A 17510-nucleotide genomic window follows, 5' to 3' on the forward strand; every position below is an offset into this window, starting at 1 on the left:
GGCCGGGGATGTGACACAGAAGGCTGACACGCCGTGTCGTGGCGGCCCCCGGTCGCGGTTGCTTCAGGTGTGAACAAGAACTCCCGCGCCGAGGGCGCCGGCTTCCCGGTGTACCAGTCCCGACTGCCCCTGAGCAACGCCACCGTCACGATGGTCGCCGACCTGCTCCGGGGCCGGATGAAAGCGATCGGCAGCCGCTGGCGCAAGCTCCCGGCGGGCCGGATCGCCGTGATCGTCCTGGCGGTGCTGCGTCATGACCAGCGTCTTTCCGACATGGCCGGCGGCTACGGAGTGTCGGCCTCGACCGTGCGCCGCTGGGTCCTGGAGGTGATCGGGCTGCTGGCGGCCCGTGCCCCGAGACTGGACCGTGCGCTTCACGCAATCACCCGATCCGGCGGCGAGGTGGTACTGATCGACGGCACCCTGGTGCGCACCAGACGCCGCACCGGTAGACAGAATCGGCGCAACTACTCCGGGAAGCACAAGGCCCACGGGCTGCTGTTCCTGGCCGTCACCGACGAGCGCGGGAACCTGCTGTGGATCTCGGCGGCCAAACCCGGCCGCGCCTTGGACCTGACCGCCGCGAGGCACAACAAGATCTGCGCGAAGCTGCGCGCCGCCGGCCTCGGCGCGATCGGGGACCTGGGCTTCACCGCGCTGGACGACGACCCCGACAACCCGGTGATCATCACCGGGAAGCGCGCCGCCCGCAGAAAGCCGCTCACCTCGGCCCAGAAGGAAGCCAACAAGCTCATCTCCCGCGAACGCGCCGCCAACGAGCACGGCTTCGCCGACCTCAAGAACTGGCGCATCCTCACCAAGGTCCGGATGAACGCCACCCACGCCACCACGCTGCTGCGCTCGCTCCTCGTGCTGACCCGCGCCGAGATCACCCGCTGACAGACGATCAAGCGCCGCGATCACGGCCCACGACCGGCGCGATCACACCCGACCGACCCCAGGCCACCCCATCCCACCTGCGAATTCAGGATGAAAAGTTCTCAATGGCCTGCGTATTGGTCTATCGATCGTCTGAGGACGGGGTGAAGGCGATCTCCAGGTTGGTCAGACCTCGGAAGTTGAGGCTGCGCTGCCAGCGCGGTGAGGTGCCGTCGAGCCTCCAGTCAGGCAGGCGTGTGAGCAGGGCCTCCAGAACGAGGGTGCCCTCCAGTCGAGCCAGCGCTGCGCCGAGGCAGAAGTGCGGCCCGTAGCCGAATGCGAGGTGGCGCCCACCAGGACGGTGGAAGTCCAGCCGGTCAGGGTCGGGGAAGGCCGCCGGATCCCGGTTGGCGGCACCGCACACCAGAAGCACCGGCTGTCCAGCGGTGATGGATCGACCTGCGAGGTCGAGGTCGTGCCGCGCGCGGCGGAGCATCAGCTGCACTGGGCTGTCGTACCGCAGGAGTTCCTCGACGGCGGCGGGGATCAGGTCCACCCGGCTGCGCAGTTGGTTGGCGGCCTGCGGGTGGCGCAGGAGGGCAAGGGCGGCGTTGCCGATGAAGTGGGTGGTGGTCTCATGACCGGCGATCAGGAGCAGGGCGCAGTTGGCGAGGAGTTCGTCGAAGTCCTGGTCGGCGTCATCGAGCCCGATGGCCAGCAGGGCGCGCAGGGTGTGGGGCGCGGGCGGAACGTCCTTCCGGGTGAGGAGTTCCCGGAGGTAGACAAGCATGTGTTGCATGCTCCGGGAGGCAGCCCGGCTGTCTTCGGCGTCCAGCCTGGAACTACCGATGGCTGCGGCTATCGGGTCGGACCAGGAGGACAGAGCGGGTCGGTCCTGCTCCGGCACCCCCAGGAGGTCGCAGATGACAGCCAGGGGCAGCGGGCGGGCCAGGTCAGCGACGATGTCCAACCGGCCGGTCATCGCTGCGGGAGTGATGATCTGGTCGACTGCGTCGGATATCCGGTCGCGTAGCATCGCTACGGCCCGGGGGGTGAAGGCTTTGCTGAGCAGGGAGCGCAGCCGGGCGTGGTCCGGGGCATCGTTGTAGAGCATCTGTCGACTCAGGACCTGGGCCAGTGGCCGTAGTTCCTCGGAGACCGCCTCGATGTCCGGATAGCGCACCGAGGAGAAGCGTGGATCACTTGCCGTGCTGCTGACCACTGCGTAACTGGTCGCGACCCAGGCGTCCAGGTGGCGATCCCAGTAGAGTTCGTCAGCCCTTCGAAGTTCCCGGTAGAAGTCGTACAGTCGGTCCTGGTTTTGAGGCCTCAGAGCGGAGAGTAACGACGCGGGTGTTGTGTGGTTTTGCACCGCCGCACGATAACAGCAAGGACCCAGCTTGTTCGACGCCATGACCACTGGGTGGAGACCATGGGACATCCGCGCAGTGTCAGGGCGGTTCATGGACGCAGGAGCAGGCGGATCGGGGCGCCCTGCTTCTTCTGCAGGCGCTCCACGGCTTCGGCCGCGCGTTCCAGCGGCAGCACGTCGCTGATCGAGCGGGAGAAGTCCAGGCGACCGCCACTTGCCAGGCCCAGCAGCTGCGGTACGGCAGTCTCGTCGGAGGCGTAGTGGCCCAGGATCTGTTGCTGGAGGAAGGTGAACCGGGTCCCGGCGATCACCGTGAGCGGCTGGTCGGTGAGGCCGACCAGGACCAGCCGTCCGCGCGGCGCAAGCACCTCCAGCGCCTGTTCCCGCACCGCTGGGACACCGGCGAAGTCGAAGGCCACCGCCAGGCCCGCCCGGCCGGTGAGGGCCGCGATCAGGGCCGGCAGCTCGGGGTCGGCCGGGTCCAGCGCCAGGTCCGCGCCGAATGCCAGGGCCCGCTCCCGGGCGGCCGGCACCGGGTCGACGGCCACGACGGGGTAGGCGCCGACGGCGCGCAGCAGTTGCACCGCGTGGGCACCCAGCCCGCCCACGCCCCAGACTCCGACCGCCTCGGCGGGCCGCACCCGGCCAGTGGTGGTTATCGCGCCCCACGGAGTGGAAACGGCGTCCGGGATGATCGCCGCCTGGTCGAGGGCGATCGACTCGGGCACCCGGCACAGCGCTTCAACCCGGGCCAGGGCGTACTCGGCCCAGCCGCCGTCGTAGTTGACGCCGCGGGTCCAGGTGGCGCCGTCGCGCTTCTCGACGGCCTGCAGCACCACCCGGTCCCCGGGCTGCCAGCCGCTGACCCCCGGGCCGAGCTCGGCGACGGTCCCGGAGACCTCGTGGCCCAGGATAACGGTGTCACTGGCCCGGTTCAGCGGGGTCAGCGTGCCATCGATCAGGTGCACGTCGGACAGGCAGACGCCAGCTGCGGCGACCCTGACCAGGACCTGGTCCCGGCCGGGCTCCGGCCGTGCCACCTCGTCGACGGTGAGTGTGTGGGTCGGGAAGTGCAGGCGCACCGCACGCATCACGGCCATGTCAAACTCCTACCGGCAGAGGTCAAGTTGCGTCGCGAGGTTACGGCACGTCAGGCAGCGCGCACAGGCCCAGGTGACCGTCGGGCCCTGGCCAGCCGCGTCGCCTTCACCCGAGGTCCCCAGGGATCAGGGCGCGGGCGGTGGTGCGGCCTGGCGTGCAGCCCTGGTATCGACGACGGTGACGGGTCGCCCCGACAAGGCGCGGCCGTCCGCAGCCGCGGAGCTGACCGCCCAGCGGGGACGTCAGAGCCCCGTGGTACCCGAGGCAACACCGGGTTCGTCCGGGGCCATGAGGGCTCCGCATAGACCGGAGCACGGTCCCGGCCCCCAGAGAGGTGGCGTGACCAGCAACGAAGCCTCTTGCTCAGCAGGCCGACGACAGTCGATCATTCGGTCATGAGACCTGAAGTGCGGGCGTTCGTCGCCGACGGCGCCCTTCCCCCCGACTCGGACGAGGACGAAGAGGAGCTCGACAGGCGAGTCCAGCAGCTCGAGGCGATCTCCAGGCCGGTCAACGCGGACGAGGCCCGGGCGTTGGCCGACTGCTTCGGCCCGGACGACTGCTACGGCGTCGCCTGGACGCTACTGCACCTCATCGAGACCGGTCCGAACCCGGTGCTGACCACCAAGCCCGATCCGGATTCCAACGAATGGCAACATCGACTCTGGCTGCGAGCCGTCAATGCGGGCCTCCTGCCCGCAGACTTGACCAGCTGACACCGTGAGGTATCTGACCCCGCTGTTCACCGACGAGCCGCCGCTGGCATCCCCGAGAGGATGCCGACAGCGGCCGCGTTGAGCCCGGCCGGACGCCCAGTGCCGACCGAACCAACGCCTACCCGGCCAGTCAACCGCGGCACTGCGCTACCGCGGCCTGAGACGAGTCGGATCGGCAGACACCATGTCCCTGTCGGGGATACGCAGCACCGGCCTGCGATGCCACCACGCTATCGCCGAGACCGCCCTGGCCCGGGCGATACGCGGACTCGCGGTGTGCGGGCTCGACGGCGGGGATTTCTTCACGTTCGACACCGTCGCCGACGGGCTGCACGCGGTGTATCTGGGGTACGACTGGGACGACGCACGGGGCGCCACCGTCTCCGCGGTCGCGCCGGTCGCGAGCGGCACCACCCCCGGAGGCGCGGGTGGGTGCGAGCTGGGAGGAGGCGTCGGACGACGTCAAACCGGACCGCCGGGTTCGCGCAGGCCGAGGGGCCCCGTGGGCCCATGCCGTGGCCGAGTTCGAAGGCACAGCAAGAGGCCAGCTCGCGGACCCCGGTGCTCGATGTTGACCGGCGAGCGGCGCGAACGCACCGGTGTTCCCCACCCGTGACTTCACGTCGAGCAGCATCCTGGTCAGCTGGGACGAGAGCGGTACTGGCGTCGGGGTCTTCTGGTCTCGAGGGTGATATTGCAGGCCACGTTCGGCCAGGTGCTCCAGCGTGGTCGCCACGACCGGCATCGCATCGTTGTACACCCGGCGGCAGTCCCGTTGTGTTCCTGTGCCCGATGGTCACCCAGGCCCTCGGGGCCTTCTCCCAGTTGAACTCGCGTCACACAAGGCGCCCTGCCGGATGAGGCTCGACGGCAAGGGCCACTTCTGCAGATTGCTCACAAACCGATGCGGACCCGGGCCGTTCAGTGCGAGGCCGGTGGTGTGCCCGCGATGCTTGCGTCGATGCCGGCGAGGGCAATGTCGAGGCCCTGGGAGAAGCGCCGGTCGCGCGTGGCGGCCGAGATGTTGCTCTCGGGGTCGAGGAGTTCGGCTTGCTCGACGAAGCGCGCGTCGGCCCGCTCCACGATGCCGTGGATGACGTCGTAGAACTCCTTCTCGCTGAGCCCTGAGGCGCGGACCCGGTTCAGCCACTGGACCTCGAGCACGGCGTAGCCGTAGGTGTACTCGAAGATGAGGCCGAGTGCGGCGCCGGCCTGCTCCGGGGGCAGAGCGCTGCGGGTGATCGCGCCGATCGCGCTGGTGGACAGGTGCAGCGCGTTGGGTCCGAGGGCGAGGAACTGACTGGCCAGCTGGGCGGCCCAGGGGTGCCGGTGAAAGCAGCGGCGGTACTCGTGGGCGAGGGCGTGCAGGTGGCCGCGCCAGTCGCCGTCGTCGAGGGGCGGGGTGCGGATCTCGCCGAGGACCTCGTCCAGGGCGAGTTCGAGGAGTTCGTCCTTGTTGTCGACGTACCAGTAGACGGACATCGGTGTGACGTCGAGTTCGGCGGCCAGTTTGCGCATGGAGAAGGCCTGGACGCCGTCGCGGTCGAGCAGTTCCGCGGTGGCGCGCACGATCCGGTCGCGGCTGAGCGGACTGGGGGCGGCGCTCCGCTTCCGGGCTTTGGTCGGCTTCACCCAGATGCTGGCGGCCGGATCGCGGAACTTCTCGGTCATGCGGTGGTCCTCGGTCGGTCGTGCCCGGGGTCCGGGCTGGTCGCAGCACGGTCTGCGGGAGGCGGGCCGTGCCGCGATCGTACGGGCCTCAGACTTCCGGTGCGGGCTGCGGCCGGGTGGCCGCCGGGCCGGGGTGGGGGGCGGTGGCCCGCTTCAGCAGCCAGGCTGCGAGCAGGCCGCCGAGCAGGACGGCAACGGCGCCGATGAGCTGGCTGCTGGTCAGGCTGTCGGCGAAGGCCGAGCGGACTTGCTGGGCGGCGGCCGGCCCCGCGGTGGCGAGCGCCTCGGGCAGTGAGCGGGCTGCCTCGTGCGGCACGGCGGCGGGCAGCGCGCCGGCGAAGCCGGCGGTGAGCACGGCGCCGAGGACGGCGACGCCGAGCGAGTTGCCGAGTTCGGCGAGCGTGCCCATGAGGCCGGAGCCGATGCCGGCCTTCTCGGGCGGGATGGAGCCCATCACCGAGGCGGCCATGGCGGGTTGGGCGAGTGCCACGCCGACGCCCATCAGGACCAGGCCGAGCAGCACGCCGGGGTACGAGCCGTGGTGCCCGAAGACGGCGATCGCGGCGAGGCCGGCGGCGAGCAGGGCCAGGCCTGCGGCGATGGCGGCGGGCGGCTTGAGGCCGAGCTTCGCGGTCAGCCTCACGCCCGTGCCGGTCAGGTTGAGCGCGACGATGGTCAGCGCCATCGGGGCGGTGCGCAGGCCGGCCGAGAGCGGCCCGTACCCGAGGACGAACTGCAGGTGCTGGGTGAGCAGGAACAGCGAGCCGCCCATGCCGAAGCTGACCAGCACGCCGCCGGCAACGGCGCCCCGGAACCGGGCGTCGTGGAAGAAGGCCAGGTCGAGCAGCGGGTGGGCGATCCGGCGCTCCCAGAGCGCGAAGAGCAGGAGGAAGAGGGCGCCGATGCCGATGGGCAGCAAGGTGCGCGAGGAGGTCCAGCCGTAGCCGGGCCCCTGGATCACGGCGTAGACCACGCCGACCATGCCGACCGTGGACAGCGCGGCGCCCAGCAGGTCGGGGCGGTCGCCCCGCGGGTCCTTGGACTCGGGGACAAGGCGGGCAACCGCGATCAGGCCGAGCGCGGCCACGGGGACGTTGACGAGGAAGCACGAGCCCCACCAGAAGGTGGTGAGCAGCAACCCTCCGATGACGGGGCCGAGTGCGACGCCGAGCGAGGCGACGGCGGTCCAGGCGGCGATGGCCTTGGGCTGCTCGTCGGCATCGAAGGTGCGCACGACGATGGCCAGGCTGGTGGCGAGCAGCAGGCTGCCGCCGACGCCCATGCCGGCCCGCGCGGCGATCAGTTCGCCCGGGTTGCCGGCCAGGGAGGCGCCCAGGGAGCCGATGCCGAAGAGGGCGAGGCCGATCAGTTGGACCTTCTTGCGGCCGTACCGGTCGGCCAGGCCGCCGGCGGCGATCAGCAGGCCGGCCTGGGCGAGGGAGTACGCGCCGATCACCCACTGGGTCTGGGCGGTGGTGGTGCCGAGCTCCTTGGTGAGAGAGGGGATGGCGACGTTGAGGATGGTGTTGTCGAGGATGACGACGAGCTGCGCGAGGCAGATCACCGCGAGGATCACCCACCGGTCGGGCCGGCGGCCGTTGTGGGGCATGGGCGAGGCACTCCAGGTTTCTTGTACGACGTATAGGTTCCTGTACACCGTAGAGTGGTTTCAGCGCCGACCGCCAATGGTTTCCGGAGGCTCAGGTGCTGCGCCGGGAGGCGCGACATCGACGGCCTTCCGGGGCACCCCCACAGCCTCGGCGGGGCCGCACCGGCCGCACGTCCCGGCCGCTGAACATGGGTTGACGTCCCTGGTGTCCTTGCCCTTGTACGCCGATGGCCGGGCCCCTCGCGATTCGAGCGTGAGGGGTCCGGCCATTTTCCGGGCGATGCCGTTACAGGTCAGGGGCCGGCGGTGATCCAGGTCACTGCGGCTGATCTGCCAGCCGGGGCCCGGGTGGGAGCCATACGATGTCTCCGCCTGGCTTGTGCCTCCAGTGCACGGAACGGCTGTCAGGAGTGAGGCGGGATCGGGGACTACGGGGGTGCTGGGTGGGGCGGGTTCTGGCGGGCCGCTACGAGTTGGACGCGCGGCTGGGTCGGGGTGGCATGGGTGAGGTGTGGTCCGCCCGTGACAAGGTGCTGCGCCGTGAGGTCGCGGTCAAGCTGCTGCACACCCACCTCGACAGCGACAGTGCCGCGCAGTTGTTCTTCCGCGAGGCCCGCACCGCGAGCGCGCTGAACCATCCCGGTGTCGTCACCGTGCACGACCTGGGGCATGACAGCGACGGGACGTTGTTCCTGGTCATGGAGCTGATCCGCGGCCGCAATCTGGGCCAGGTCCTGCGCGAGGACGGCGTCCCGCCCATCGGGCAAGCCGTGGAGTGGACCGCGCAGACCGCCGATGCCCTCGCGGCCGCGCACGGGGCCGGGATCGTGCACCGGGACTTGAAGCCGGCCAACATCATGCTCACTGATGCCGGGGCGGTGAAGGTGCTCGACTTCGGCATCGCCCGCCGCCTGGAGACCAGCGACCTGACCAGCACCCAGATCATGGGAACGCTCGCCTACATGCCGCCGGAGCGGTTCAACACCGGCCACCAGGACGCACGAGGCGACCTCTACTCTCTCGGTTGCGTCCTGCACGAACTCCTCACCGGCGAGACGCCCTTCGGTAACCTGCCCACCACCGCCCTGATGTTCGCCCACGTCCAGCGCATCCCCGATCCCCCCAGCGCCCACCGCCCCGACGTTCCCCAGCCCCTCGACGCGCTCGTCGCCGAACTCCTCGCCAAAGACCCTGACCAGCGTCCCACCGGTGCCAAGGAAGTTCACGACCGCCTCAAAGCCCTCGCCCCACCCGCAACAGCACCGACAACTCAGACGGCACCCACCGTCCCCACATGGCGGCAGCCGCAGCCCGCGTCACCCGCGTTGGCCCCAACACGGGCCGACCACGGCCCGGCGCAGGCAGCCGAGAGCCTACGGCCCCACCCGGCTCAGGCAACAGCCGCCGCTCCGGGACAAGCGGCAGCCCCGACCGGGCCGCGAACGCTGCCGCAGCACGCCCAGGAGCCCGTCGGCCCCGAGGGCGCCGGCCACTCCCCCGGCTCTCCGCACACAAGCGGCCACGGCAGCACCCAGCCTGGCGGCGACCGCGAAGACCCCCCAAGCACCACCCCGATCGGCGAACCCGTCGGGCCGGGCTCCGGCCAGCCAACCGAAGGGTCGATCGCGCCGCCCATCGCACCTGGCAGCACCACCGAGCTGCCGACTCCTGACATTCCCCCGACCGAAAACGCCGAAGCCGCAATGGCCCCCACCGCTCGCGCGCGCCCCGGAATCGGGCGACGCAGCGTCCTACTGAGTATTGCCACCCTCGCCGTCGGCGGCGCCGGCGCGACCGCGTGGATCCTGTCGTCGGGGAAGGCCACCAGCGGGCAGGTCATCGCGATGGCAGCCCGCGATGACGGATTGGTCTACGGCTATGACAGCGGTAGCGGACAGCGGCTCTGGACGACCCGCGTCACCAACGACTCCACCGTCACCGGCGACCCCTCGTCGACCTCGCCCCTGGTGCTGCTGCCCGCAGGAAATGAGCTGCTGTACGTCCTTGCACCTGACGGTGTAACCGGCCTCGGCCGGGACGGACGGATCGTGTGGCACGTGCCCGTCTCCTTTGGTTCCTACAACCCAGTGGTTGTCACCCCTTCAGGCGTCGTCCTGGGTTTCGGATCGGAACTGATGGCGGTCAGTTCGCAAGGCAAGCGACTCTGGACCGTCTCGACTTCAGATTTTGTGATGGACGCCAAGGCCTCGGCAACGGCAGGAGAGGACGCAGTCTTCGTCAACGTCCACCCATCAACCATCCAGCGGATCGACGCCGCCACCGGCAGCACTGCATGGACGCACACCCTGGACCCGGGGCACGGCGCGCTCGGGATGGACATTTCACCGGGCTACGTCGTGGTGACCGACTACGGCGCCAGCTCTGACTCGTCGTACAAGTGCCAAGCCATCAACACCAGCGACGGACAGACCCGATACAGCATTGCGCCGAATGCTGTTTCCGGCATGCCAATCTTCGCGGCGGACATCCCGGCGTTCATCATCCTTGAGCAGGCGCCCACGAGCTCCAGCACAGGCCCGGTCACCCTCCGCGCGCGCAGCGCGCAAGACGGCCGAATAATCTGGGCATCCCAGACTGCCTCGCAGTCCCAGTCCTCCTGGCAACCGTGCTACGCCAACGGCATCGTCTACGCCGTGCTGGACAACACCCTCCACGCCTTCAAGGGCACTGACGGCTCGCACGTGTGGTCCAGGCCCATCAAGGCGGGCGCGGGAGCGAAATTCACGATGAACCTGATCGGCGACGCGATCTATGTCACGACGTCGGTATCCAGCGGAGTCTCCCCGATCAGGATCCTCGGCTACCACGCCTCGGACGGCACCCCCGTCCTGGACTTCACCCCGGCTGACCGTGCCGCGTCATTCGTAGTCTCCGCGCTCTTTGCAGCCTGAGAGGTGAGACGTGACGGAAGATCGGGCCTGGCCAACGGCCACAGCCTTCCGCCCTGATTCCGTTGCTGCTTGGGAGGTACGGTCCGCCGTCCGCCGCCAGCTCCGGCGGAGGGTCCGCCCCAGCACCACCTTGGTCGTACGGCGAGATGTGGGCTGGCGGAGTTCGAAGTCGGCCACTCGGGTGGGTACCGGCTGCTTGACCTGACAGCCGTCACCGAGGCGATCGAGAACAACTACAGGGGCAGATCGTGGTGTCCCGCACGTGGGACACCACGATCTGCCCCTGTCGAGGTGTGCGGTGGTCGATCTCAAGGGTTACCCGTGAAGCCCAACGATCTGATCCCGGAGCGCCTCACCGATGCCCACCAGGAGTCAGGCGACGTTGCTCCGGTGACCGAGGCGGTCGGCGGGATCGTCGCCGCGGCGGTCGCCGAGGCCAGACCCGTCCCGACGGCCAGCCCGCCAGCGTCGCTGTCGCAGCTGCAGCCCGCAGGGAGGTCGCGGCATGCTTGGCATCCGTCGAAAAGTTCACACGACTCGAGTCGTCAGGAATCCCGGTGCGAAGGCGCAAGGGTCCAGTACGGTGGAGCGCCCGCATTACTTGCTGCTAGGGGATTCGGGCGTCCCCGTCAATGTGGTCCCAGCCGCCTGTCGGCGGCCGAGACCACATCCTGTTGGCCTGTCAGAGGGGGCAACCTCGATCAGGCCGGTGAACGGGATCACCTCGATCCGGGCCCGGCCGCTGGACTTCTAGCTGGCGGCCGGGCTCAGCGCATGAGCCAGTCCATCACCTGAGTGAGGGCCGCCGCCGCGCCGGCCGTGGCCGCCGCGGTCGGCGCCCACCGGCGTACGGCCTGGCCGATGCGGCGCATCCTTCGCCGCCACCTCTCATGACGCTCATTCGTACTGCGCTGCCGTTCCATGACGGCCCCTCCCGATGGGTTGGGACGGGGACGGCCTTGTGCCGTGCCCCCGGGGGGACGAGGCACGGAACCGCGACCCTCAGTCGCAGCAGCAGCACTCTAGGTCCTCTCCAGCCCCGGCCGCGCGCTCTCCGGGGCCTGTGGCCGCCTCAACGGACAGTTGAGGGAAAATATGGCCCGGCCGGTGAACCAAAACTGGTCCGCCACACTATTTCGCTATGGCCCGCGCCACCCCGATGATCGGCCTGGCTTTGACGAATGTGTACACATTCCAGGCGTTCCTTCGCCCCCGTTCGCGAGCATTCATAGACTCCGAGGAATGAGCGAGCATCACCTTTCCGTCCGGGAAGCACGCGCCCAGCTGGCGGACGCCATCAGCCGTGCCGGCGCCGGGCAGACGACCGTCATCACCCGCCACGCCCGACCGGCCGCCGCGCTGGTCCCCATCGCTCTGCTCGAGCACTACCAGCGCTTGCGCAGGGCAGAACTGGTGCGCCTGGTCGAGGCCCGGAATCTCGAGCCGGCCTGCACCCTCGCCGAGGTCCACGCCGCCCTCTGGCAGCGCCGCAACCGCGAGCTCGTCGCAGGCGTCGACCGCACCGTGCACTGGCGTCCCAGCATCGGTGGCGTCACGCGGACGCCGGGCCGTGAACGATCGGCGCTGTCGTGACCTACACGATCCGCGTGGCCGAATCGGCGTTCACGGAGTTCATGCGCCTGCCCGAGGACACCGTCCTGGCGATCCTGATGGACCTCGAGTCACTGCGGGACGCCCCGTACGACGAGAACTCCTTCGCCCTCCAGCCCGAGCCGACCTTCACCATCCTTCACCATCGACGATTGCCCACCAACGGCCACCAGGTTGTGTACACAGTCGACGATCACCATCGAACGGTCTTGGTCGCACACGTCACGGACCAATTCTAAAATCACCCGTGCCCATGTCATCGTCGACCACGGCACGCGGGCCAAGGACGGGGATCCGGCCCGAGCCGGAGGTGGGCGACGGCCCGGACGTGAGCGTCGACCGGGACCTGGCCGCCCACGGGCGCACAGCCCAGCACCGCATCGGTGTCCACGATGTCTCCGTGCGGTACCGGGGTCAGGGCGCCGGTGGTGGCGTGACCTGGCAGACGACGACGAGCTCCAGGCGCGGCACCACGTAGTAGGCGAGCAGGCCGCCGACCACGTCGAGGTAACGCATCGGCTCGCCACTGCCCTGGTACGAGGTGCCGTCCAGGAAGAGCACCTCCGCGGCGCGAACGAGTTCGGCGGCCCGCTGTTCGACGGCGGCAAGGAAGTCGGCCGGGGCGCCGGCGGTGACGTGCTGCTCGCTGGGGAGGTACTCCCAGCTCCAGGTCACGCGTTCACCGCCGCGTAGGCGGCACGGTAGAGCTCGGCGACAGTGGTGGCGTGCTCGCGGCACTCGGCAACGGTCGCAGCGTGGTTGGCGAGGTAGTTCGCCCGGTGGTAGGTCTGCGCAATGGCCGGGTGCCGCTCGATCTCCACGACGGCGGCCCAGTGCGCGACGAAGGCGCGGATCGGCTGGACGCTCCCGGCCTCGATGGCCTCGGCCATGGCCCTGGTCTGCCCGTCGATCATCTCCGGAAGGCGGTCCGCGGCGACCACGGCCAAGGCGGCCTTGAGCGCGGCCGGACTCTGGTCGGGCCGGGGGATCAGCTCGACTCCGTCGGGCACGGGCTGACTCATGGCGTCACTCCATCTCTCGTCTGCTGCGAGGCTACTCGCATCGGGAACGACGGGCTTCGAGCTCACGCGGCACTGCGGGCGGGTCCGGGCTCCGTCGTGCGGGCGGTGCGCAGGGGCACGGCACCGGCCCGTTCCGCTCGGGCGGCTGCGAGGGCGGCGTGGTGGCGTGCGAGCTGCTCACGGGCGTGGGCGCGGTCGGCGGCCTCCTGGCGCTGGTTGTCGTCGGCGGCGGTGGGCGGGGTCCGCCGTCATCGTCGGCCACCTCGACACCCGCCAAGGCACCGCCGTCTTCTACCGCCTCTCCACCCTCTCCCCCGGCCAGACCATCACCATCGAACGCACCGACGGCAGCACCGCGACCTTCCTCATCGACGACATCCAGAACTACCCCAAAACCGCGTTCCCCACCGACCACGTCTACCAGACCACCGGCCGCCCCGAGCTGCGCCTCATCACCTGCGCCTGGCCCTACGACCGCACACACGGCGGATACCAGGACAACACCGTCATCTACGCCCACCTCATCGAACAACGCCCCCAACCCGCAGGTCCAGCTGAACCCGAGGCCTCAACCGGCGGGCGCCGCAGATAGCCCAGGGCGAGGGCCGGTGGAAGCTGATCGTCACCTCCCCCGAGTTCGTGGCCGGCCTGGCGGCCGACGCCGAGGCCGCCGCCGTCATCAACCACGAGGGCCGTGTCCTGTTAACCCGGACGACTACATGGGCGGCCGCTGGGAGATCCCCTCCGGCATCGTCGAGGACGGCGAGAGCATCCTCGACGCCGTGTACCGCGAGACCGCCGAGGAGACCGGCCTCACCATCAACGAGACCACCGGCTACCTCGGGCACTTCGACTATCAGAACAGCCGCGGCACCACCACGCGCCAGTTCAACTTCTCCGCGACCGTGGAGAAGACCGAGCCCGTGATCCTCACCGAACACGACGCCTACCGGTGGGCGCCGGTCGACGCTATCCCCGAGGTAACCGAATCGGCAAGGGAATTGATCACGGCTTGATCGAATTCTCCAAGGATTTCCAATGGCGCGGTCTCCCTCTCGGCACACATGGAGGGAGGCCATGCCACAGAACCACCCCTAGGAACGTTCTCCGATCCTCGCCCAAATCAAACTAGACCCACTTTTGTCTCACCCGTCAGCCAAGCAGTGATCGAGGAAAATAGCGGATAACTCTTCAGCCCATCTCGATCAACAAGACCCATCAAGAGGATCTCCAGCACTGGCGCAGCCTGGAGCACTCGGCGGCCTTCCGCGTTGAAGACAGATCGACAGCGCAGCTTCACGTAATGAATAATTGCTACGCTAATATCATGGCCATTAATGAAGTGCCGAACATCTCCCTGCACCATTTCTTCGAGTCTGCAAAAATCGGCCAGGAGGGATTCCCTCGTGACTCCTTCGCGCCTTTGTCTCGGAACTCTGTCTAGCGCGAGTCGAAACACCTCCCCTGCGGCACCGTGAAGGTCGTTACACCCGTAGACTCCCTCTATCGCGTTGGGTGGCATTTTTGCCCCAATTCGAGACTCCCGCAAGCAGGCGCGGATAATAAATAGGGCGACAAGTGCAGGCTGGATCGACTCGATCAGGTCCTTGGCGGTCACATCGTCTGGTGCACCAAGCCCAACTCTCAGGAGCTTAAATATCGTCTTCTCATTGAAAGCGTAGAGTTCGACTGCAGAGAAGTCGGTATAGAGCAGGTATGGGTTTTCTGAGACTGGATCGAGGCCGATACTTCCGAGGTCCATGTCGATCACAAGCCTGACCGACGACGGGCTCACTTTCATGGTGGAGAGCAGGTTCGAGAGGCGCAGTACCCTATTCCTCTCTCCTGCGATCATGCCGTTTTCTATCAGTTCGGAATCGGGAAGATAAACTCGATCAGCAGCGGCATAAACTTTCACGAGGCCGTTCATCTGCCCCTCGGAGATGAACCACTCGTAGAAATTCTTGTCCCCCTTCCCCTCTACGATAATGTCTCGAACTTCCGGCTCCAACTCGTATAGCATCGCCAGCTCATCGGGCTTCCGAAGCTCTCCCAAATCCAGCTCCACTACTCCTCCCCGAGCGGAAGGGTGGCAGCTGAATTGCCAAGTGGAACCATCCTGGCGATTGACGATTTATGGCCAGTCAGAACTTCAATGGAGTGGGTGGCGACAATAAATTGAACCGCGCTCCCTTCCGTACACGCCAGGAGTGCGTCCATGAGCTGGCGCTGCCACTTCACGTTAAGGCTTAGCTCTGGCTCGTCGATCAAGAAGACGCGCGTGTTCTCACGCGCAAGGATTGTATTGAGGAGAAGGAGAAGAATCTGCCGCTCGCCGGACGACAGTTGCTCGGGGGCAAGAAGAGACCTGTCCAGATCGCCCCTGCGCCGCCCTAGAGGCTTCGGAGCAGATGGTACGGCGCCGGCCACCGTCGTGTGCACTTCGATTCCCTCTGCTCTTCCATAGGTGACCGCCTTGCCGCTGCTTTGGAAGAATCGATTCATTTCGCTTGTGAAGGTGCGAACCAGGTTCAGCGTATTGGCCAGAGCTTCCAATCGCGCCCGCTGAGCATCAATAAAAGGAGTGAGGACATCCTCGACGACTGTCACCTTTGTCGATGGGACGGCTTTGATCGCATCGACAAAGACATCTCGGTCAATTTCGGGGAGGAGTCCATACTTGCTGTACGCCAGGGTCTCATCGGCAAGATCCTCGATCCGGCGAATCAGCATATCCCGAGTTGTCTCGTCGGACTTTGAGAGGTCCGTCAGGGCGGCCCTTTTCAGGATTTCTACATATGCATTATTCGATCGGCTCGATCCTTGAAATCCGCCAGAAAGAGCCTGCTGTTGGATCATCTCATTGGCGCGCGAGATCGCCGTAGCAAGCTCCTCGGTAACTCCTCGGCTGGAGCCTGGGGCCTCATTCTCAATAACTCGGCCTGACTCAATCGCGATTCGGAAGTGCCGATCTTCGTCGCGCGATCGCGCAATCTTGTCGCCATAGATCTGCCGGTCATCAGCCAAAAGATAGGGAGCCGCATCGAGCGACTTAAGGTACGCCACAAAGGCGTCGTCTCCGGCGGAACGCCTGGCGTGCCGGCGAATCTCAAGATCGCGCATTGCTCGAATTTCCCACTCGGCCGCATCAGGACCAAGGTCGATCTTAAGCTGGTCCGCGCGGCGGGAAACTAGGCTGCGAGGAACGGCGATGACATTATCCCCGTCGGGATTCAAATAGTAGTATTGCTCGACCGTCTGCTTGCCGCCAGATCTGACCTTGGCTACAAAATTCCCATACAATCCATCAATCTTTGACAGTCGAATTTCGTCACCGGTTGTAAGGTGTACAGAGAATGACTTGAACGGCGTCTTTGCAATACTAGTCCGATGTCCGTTCGAATCCGATGGCGAGAGTGTGTGCCACAGGAGTCTGAGGACTGTCGTCTTCCCGCTTCCATTGCTTCCATAAATCAGAGTCAGCCTGCGTGCCCGAGACCCCGAAGATTCAGATGAGCCAAAGCTCATCTCATAGCTATATCGGCCGAACAGGTCTTCTACCTCGACCGCTGAAATCAAGGTGCTGAGGGGAGGCTTCATGTGTCTGTTCCGCAGCTTTCGTTGACGACTCTGGCCCGTCCGAAGCTACCCCAGTATCTGCCTTCAGGTAGGCAGATGCTCTGAATCGGTCGACAGAGCGGCAGGCTGGGGCCAAAGCCGCCACGGGATGTCCTTGGAGTCCTGGCGGGGTTGAGCAACCGGCTCAGCGGTTGAAGTCGACAGTGGCCTCTCCGGGCGGAGCCGTGAAGTACGGGACTGTCTCGATCTTCGAGCCGCACTCCTCGCAGACCCTGATCTCGATCGTCTCGTCTTCCTTCAACGTGCCAGGCGGAAGGTCGGTGTAGCCACAACGTGGACAGTCCGCGTACTCCCGGAACCTGATGTGTCTGCCGTATCGATCATCCGAGGCCGCTGCCATGGACATCAGCGTCTCGGTGTCTCGCACCGGCTACCGGCGCAGCGCCGCCGGGTCGAGGTTGAGGGGGAACGGGTCGGTGAGCTGGGTGGTCTCACCGGCCTGGACGAGGCGGTCGATGTAGGTGCCGCGTTCGAGGTGGCCGAGGTAGAGGCGAGGGGCGGGGTCGGGTTCGAGTCGCCAGTAGTGCTCGATGCCGGCTGCGGCGTACAGGAACGGCTTCATTTTCTTGTCGGTGACCCGGGTGGAGGGCGAGGCGATCTCGATGGCGACGACGATGGCGTCGGCGTTGAGGGTGGTGCCGGCCTCGGCGGTCGCGGCGGCGTCGGCGATCGCCAGGTCGGGGATCAGCAGGCCGTCGGGCACGATGACGTTGACGGCCTCCAGCACCTCCAGGGGCGCGCCAGCCGTGGCGACGGCGGCGTCCAGGAGCGCCCAGAGCCGGGAGCTGGCCCGCTGGAGCGGAACGCCGGGGTTCGGGCTCATCAGCAGGGCTCCCCCGACCAGCTCGATCCGGTTGCGGGGGTCTTCGGGCAGGGCCAGGACGTCAGCGATGGTCCAGGGCTCGCTGTGCTCGGTGACTGCAGTGCTCACGGTCTCCTTCACCTCCTCCAGTGCCTGTCCTCATTCTCCCCGGCGGG

Annotated in this window: 17 protein-coding genes; 7 read left to right on the forward strand and 10 right to left on the reverse strand. The window is 67.4% G+C overall.

Going from position 1 to position 17510, the window contains the following annotated elements:
* The first annotated feature begins 69 nt into the window (after positions 1-69).
* Complete coding sequence (locus FHR36_RS35810; RefSeq protein ID WP_253804329.1) at positions 70-900, forward strand: transposase family protein; 831 nt, start codon at positions 70-72, stop codon at positions 898-900.
* 121 nt (positions 901-1021) lie between these two features.
* Here FHR36_RS35810 and FHR36_RS35815 read toward each other — a convergent pair whose 3' ends face one another.
* Both FHR36_RS35815 and FHR36_RS35820 read right to left on the reverse strand, forming a co-directional pair.
* Positions 1022-2293, reverse strand: coding sequence for a cytochrome P450 (locus FHR36_RS35815; RefSeq protein ID WP_253804330.1), 1272 nt, complete (start codon positions 2291-2293; stop codon positions 1022-1024).
* 47 nt (positions 2294-2340) lie between these two features.
* Positions 2341-3351 carry a zinc-binding dehydrogenase gene (locus FHR36_RS35820; RefSeq protein ID WP_253804332.1) on the reverse strand — a complete coding sequence of 337 codons (1011 nt, stop codon included), beginning with the start codon at positions 3349-3351 and terminating at the stop codon, positions 2341-2343.
* Positions 3352-3747: 396 nt separating this feature from the next.
* Here FHR36_RS35820 and FHR36_RS35825 point away from each other — a divergent pair, with 396 nt between their 5' ends.
* A complete protein-coding gene (locus tag FHR36_RS35825) occupies positions 3748-4068 on the forward strand; it encodes a hypothetical protein (RefSeq protein ID WP_253804334.1) in 321 nt (106 codons plus the stop codon).
* Positions 4069-4989: 921 nt separating this feature from the next.
* Here the strand turns inward: FHR36_RS35825 and FHR36_RS35830 are convergent.
* Positions 4990-5739, reverse strand: coding sequence for a TetR/AcrR family transcriptional regulator (locus tag FHR36_RS35830; RefSeq protein ID WP_253804336.1), 750 nt, complete (start codon positions 5737-5739; stop codon positions 4990-4992).
* Between the two features lie 88 nt (positions 5740-5827).
* Complete coding sequence (locus FHR36_RS35835; RefSeq protein WP_253804338.1) at positions 5828-7348, reverse strand: MFS transporter; 1521 nt, start codon at positions 7346-7348, stop codon at positions 5828-5830.
* 362 nt (positions 7349-7710) lie between these two features.
* On the opposite strand from FHR36_RS35835, the gene FHR36_RS35840 reads away from it, so the two are divergent.
* The 3 genes from FHR36_RS35840 to FHR36_RS35850 all read left to right on the forward strand — a co-directional run bounded on the left by FHR36_RS35840 (position 7711) and on the right by FHR36_RS35850 (position 12110).
* Positions 7711-10260, forward strand: a complete 2550-nt coding sequence (locus tag FHR36_RS35840; protein ID WP_407660887.1) for a protein kinase domain-containing protein — start codon at positions 7711-7713, stop codon at positions 10258-10260.
* A 1242-nt stretch (positions 10261-11502) separates the two neighbouring features.
* On the forward strand, positions 11503-11853 hold the full coding sequence (locus FHR36_RS35845) for a type II toxin-antitoxin system Phd/YefM family antitoxin (RefSeq protein ID WP_253804342.1): 351 nt from the start codon (positions 11503-11505) through the stop codon (positions 11851-11853).
* Entirely contained in the window at positions 11850-12110 is a 261-nt protein-coding gene (locus FHR36_RS35850; protein ID WP_253804344.1) for a type II toxin-antitoxin system RelE family toxin, read from the forward strand. Before FHR36_RS35845 ends, FHR36_RS35850 begins: the two co-directional genes overlap by 4 nt.
* A 175-nt stretch (positions 12111-12285) precedes the next feature.
* Here FHR36_RS35850 and FHR36_RS35855 read toward each other — a convergent pair whose 3' ends face one another.
* Positions 12286-12546 (reverse strand): hypothetical protein, encoded by a 261-nt coding sequence (locus FHR36_RS35855; RefSeq protein ID WP_253804346.1) that lies wholly within the window; start codon positions 12544-12546, stop codon positions 12286-12288.
* Positions 12543-12893, reverse strand: coding sequence for a hypothetical protein (locus FHR36_RS35860; protein WP_253804347.1), 351 nt, complete (start codon positions 12891-12893; stop codon positions 12543-12545). Before FHR36_RS35860 ends, FHR36_RS35855 begins: the two co-directional genes overlap by 4 nt.
* A gap of 166 nt (positions 12894-13059) precedes the next feature.
* Here FHR36_RS35860 and FHR36_RS35865 point away from each other — a divergent pair, with 166 nt between their 5' ends.
* Both FHR36_RS35865 and FHR36_RS35870 read left to right on the forward strand, forming a co-directional pair.
* Positions 13060-13485 carry a sortase domain-containing protein gene (locus FHR36_RS35865; RefSeq protein WP_253804348.1) on the forward strand — a complete coding sequence of 142 codons (426 nt, stop codon included), beginning with the start codon at positions 13060-13062 and terminating at the stop codon, positions 13483-13485.
* Between the two features lie 127 nt (positions 13486-13612).
* Complete coding sequence (locus FHR36_RS35870) at positions 13613-13909, forward strand: NUDIX hydrolase (protein ID WP_253804349.1); 297 nt, start codon at positions 13613-13615, stop codon at positions 13907-13909.
* Positions 13910-14016: 107 nt separating this feature from the next.
* On the opposite strand, the gene FHR36_RS35875 is transcribed toward FHR36_RS35870, so the two are convergent.
* From FHR36_RS35875 to FHR36_RS35890, 4 genes are all read right to left on the reverse strand, one after another.
* Positions 14017-14961: a DUF4435 domain-containing protein gene (locus FHR36_RS35875; protein WP_253804350.1), complete on the reverse strand. Its 945-nt coding sequence runs from the start codon at positions 14959-14961 to the stop codon at positions 14017-14019.
* Positions 14961-16493: an AAA family ATPase gene (locus FHR36_RS35880; RefSeq protein ID WP_253804351.1), complete on the reverse strand. Its 1533-nt coding sequence runs from the start codon at positions 16491-16493 to the stop codon at positions 14961-14963. The genes FHR36_RS35875 and FHR36_RS35880 overlap by 1 nt, the downstream gene beginning before the upstream one ends.
* 163 nt (positions 16494-16656) lie before the next feature.
* Entirely contained in the window at positions 16657-16872 is a 216-nt protein-coding gene (locus FHR36_RS35885; RefSeq protein WP_253804352.1) for a hypothetical protein, read from the reverse strand.
* A 30-nt stretch (positions 16873-16902) separates the two neighbouring features.
* Complete coding sequence (locus tag FHR36_RS35890) at positions 16903-17463, reverse strand: Uma2 family endonuclease (protein WP_253804353.1); 561 nt, start codon at positions 17461-17463, stop codon at positions 16903-16905.
* Positions 17464-17510: the final 47 nt, after the last annotated feature.

The organism is Kitasatospora cinereorecta, assembly GCF_024172095.1.
Classification (GTDB): Bacteria; Actinomycetota; Actinomycetes; order Streptomycetales; family Streptomycetaceae; genus Kitasatospora; species Kitasatospora cinereorecta.

What these genes read in the sequence shown, in the direction of transcription:
- FHR36_RS35815 (WP_253804330.1), bottom strand. Translation starts at nt 2,293, where the DNA reads ATGGCGTCGAACAAGCTGGGTCCTTGCTGTTATCGTGCGGCGGTGCAA.
- FHR36_RS35820 (WP_253804332.1), bottom strand. Translation starts at nt 3,351, where the DNA reads ATGGCCGTGATGCGTGCGGTGCGCCTGCACTTCCCGACCCACACACTC.
- FHR36_RS35825 (WP_253804334.1), top strand. Translation starts at nt 3,748, where the DNA reads ATGAGACCTGAAGTGCGGGCGTTCGTCGCCGACGGCGCCCTTCCCCCC.
- FHR36_RS35830 (WP_253804336.1), bottom strand. Translation starts at nt 5,739, where the DNA reads ATGACCGAGAAGTTCCGCGATCCGGCCGCCAGCATCTGGGTGAAGCCG.
- FHR36_RS35835 (WP_253804338.1), bottom strand. Translation starts at nt 7,348, where the DNA reads ATGCCCCACAACGGCCGCCGGCCCGACCGGTGGGTGATCCTCGCGGTG.
- FHR36_RS35840 (WP_407660887.1), top strand. Translation starts at nt 7,711, where the DNA reads ATGTCTCCGCCTGGCTTGTGCCTCCAGTGCACGGAACGGCTGTCAGGA.
- FHR36_RS35845 (WP_253804342.1), top strand. Translation starts at nt 11,503, where the DNA reads ATGAGCGAGCATCACCTTTCCGTCCGGGAAGCACGCGCCCAGCTGGCG.
- FHR36_RS35860 (WP_253804347.1), bottom strand. Translation starts at nt 12,893, where the DNA reads ATGAGTCAGCCCGTGCCCGACGGAGTCGAGCTGATCCCCCGGCCCGAC.
- FHR36_RS35870 (WP_253804349.1), top strand. Translation starts at nt 13,613, where the DNA reads ATGGGCGGCCGCTGGGAGATCCCCTCCGGCATCGTCGAGGACGGCGAG.
- FHR36_RS35880 (WP_253804351.1), bottom strand. Translation starts at nt 16,493, where the DNA reads ATGAAGCCTCCCCTCAGCACCTTGATTTCAGCGGTCGAGGTAGAAGAC.
- FHR36_RS35885 (WP_253804352.1), bottom strand. Translation starts at nt 16,872, where the DNA reads ATGGCAGCGGCCTCGGATGATCGATACGGCAGACACATCAGGTTCCGG.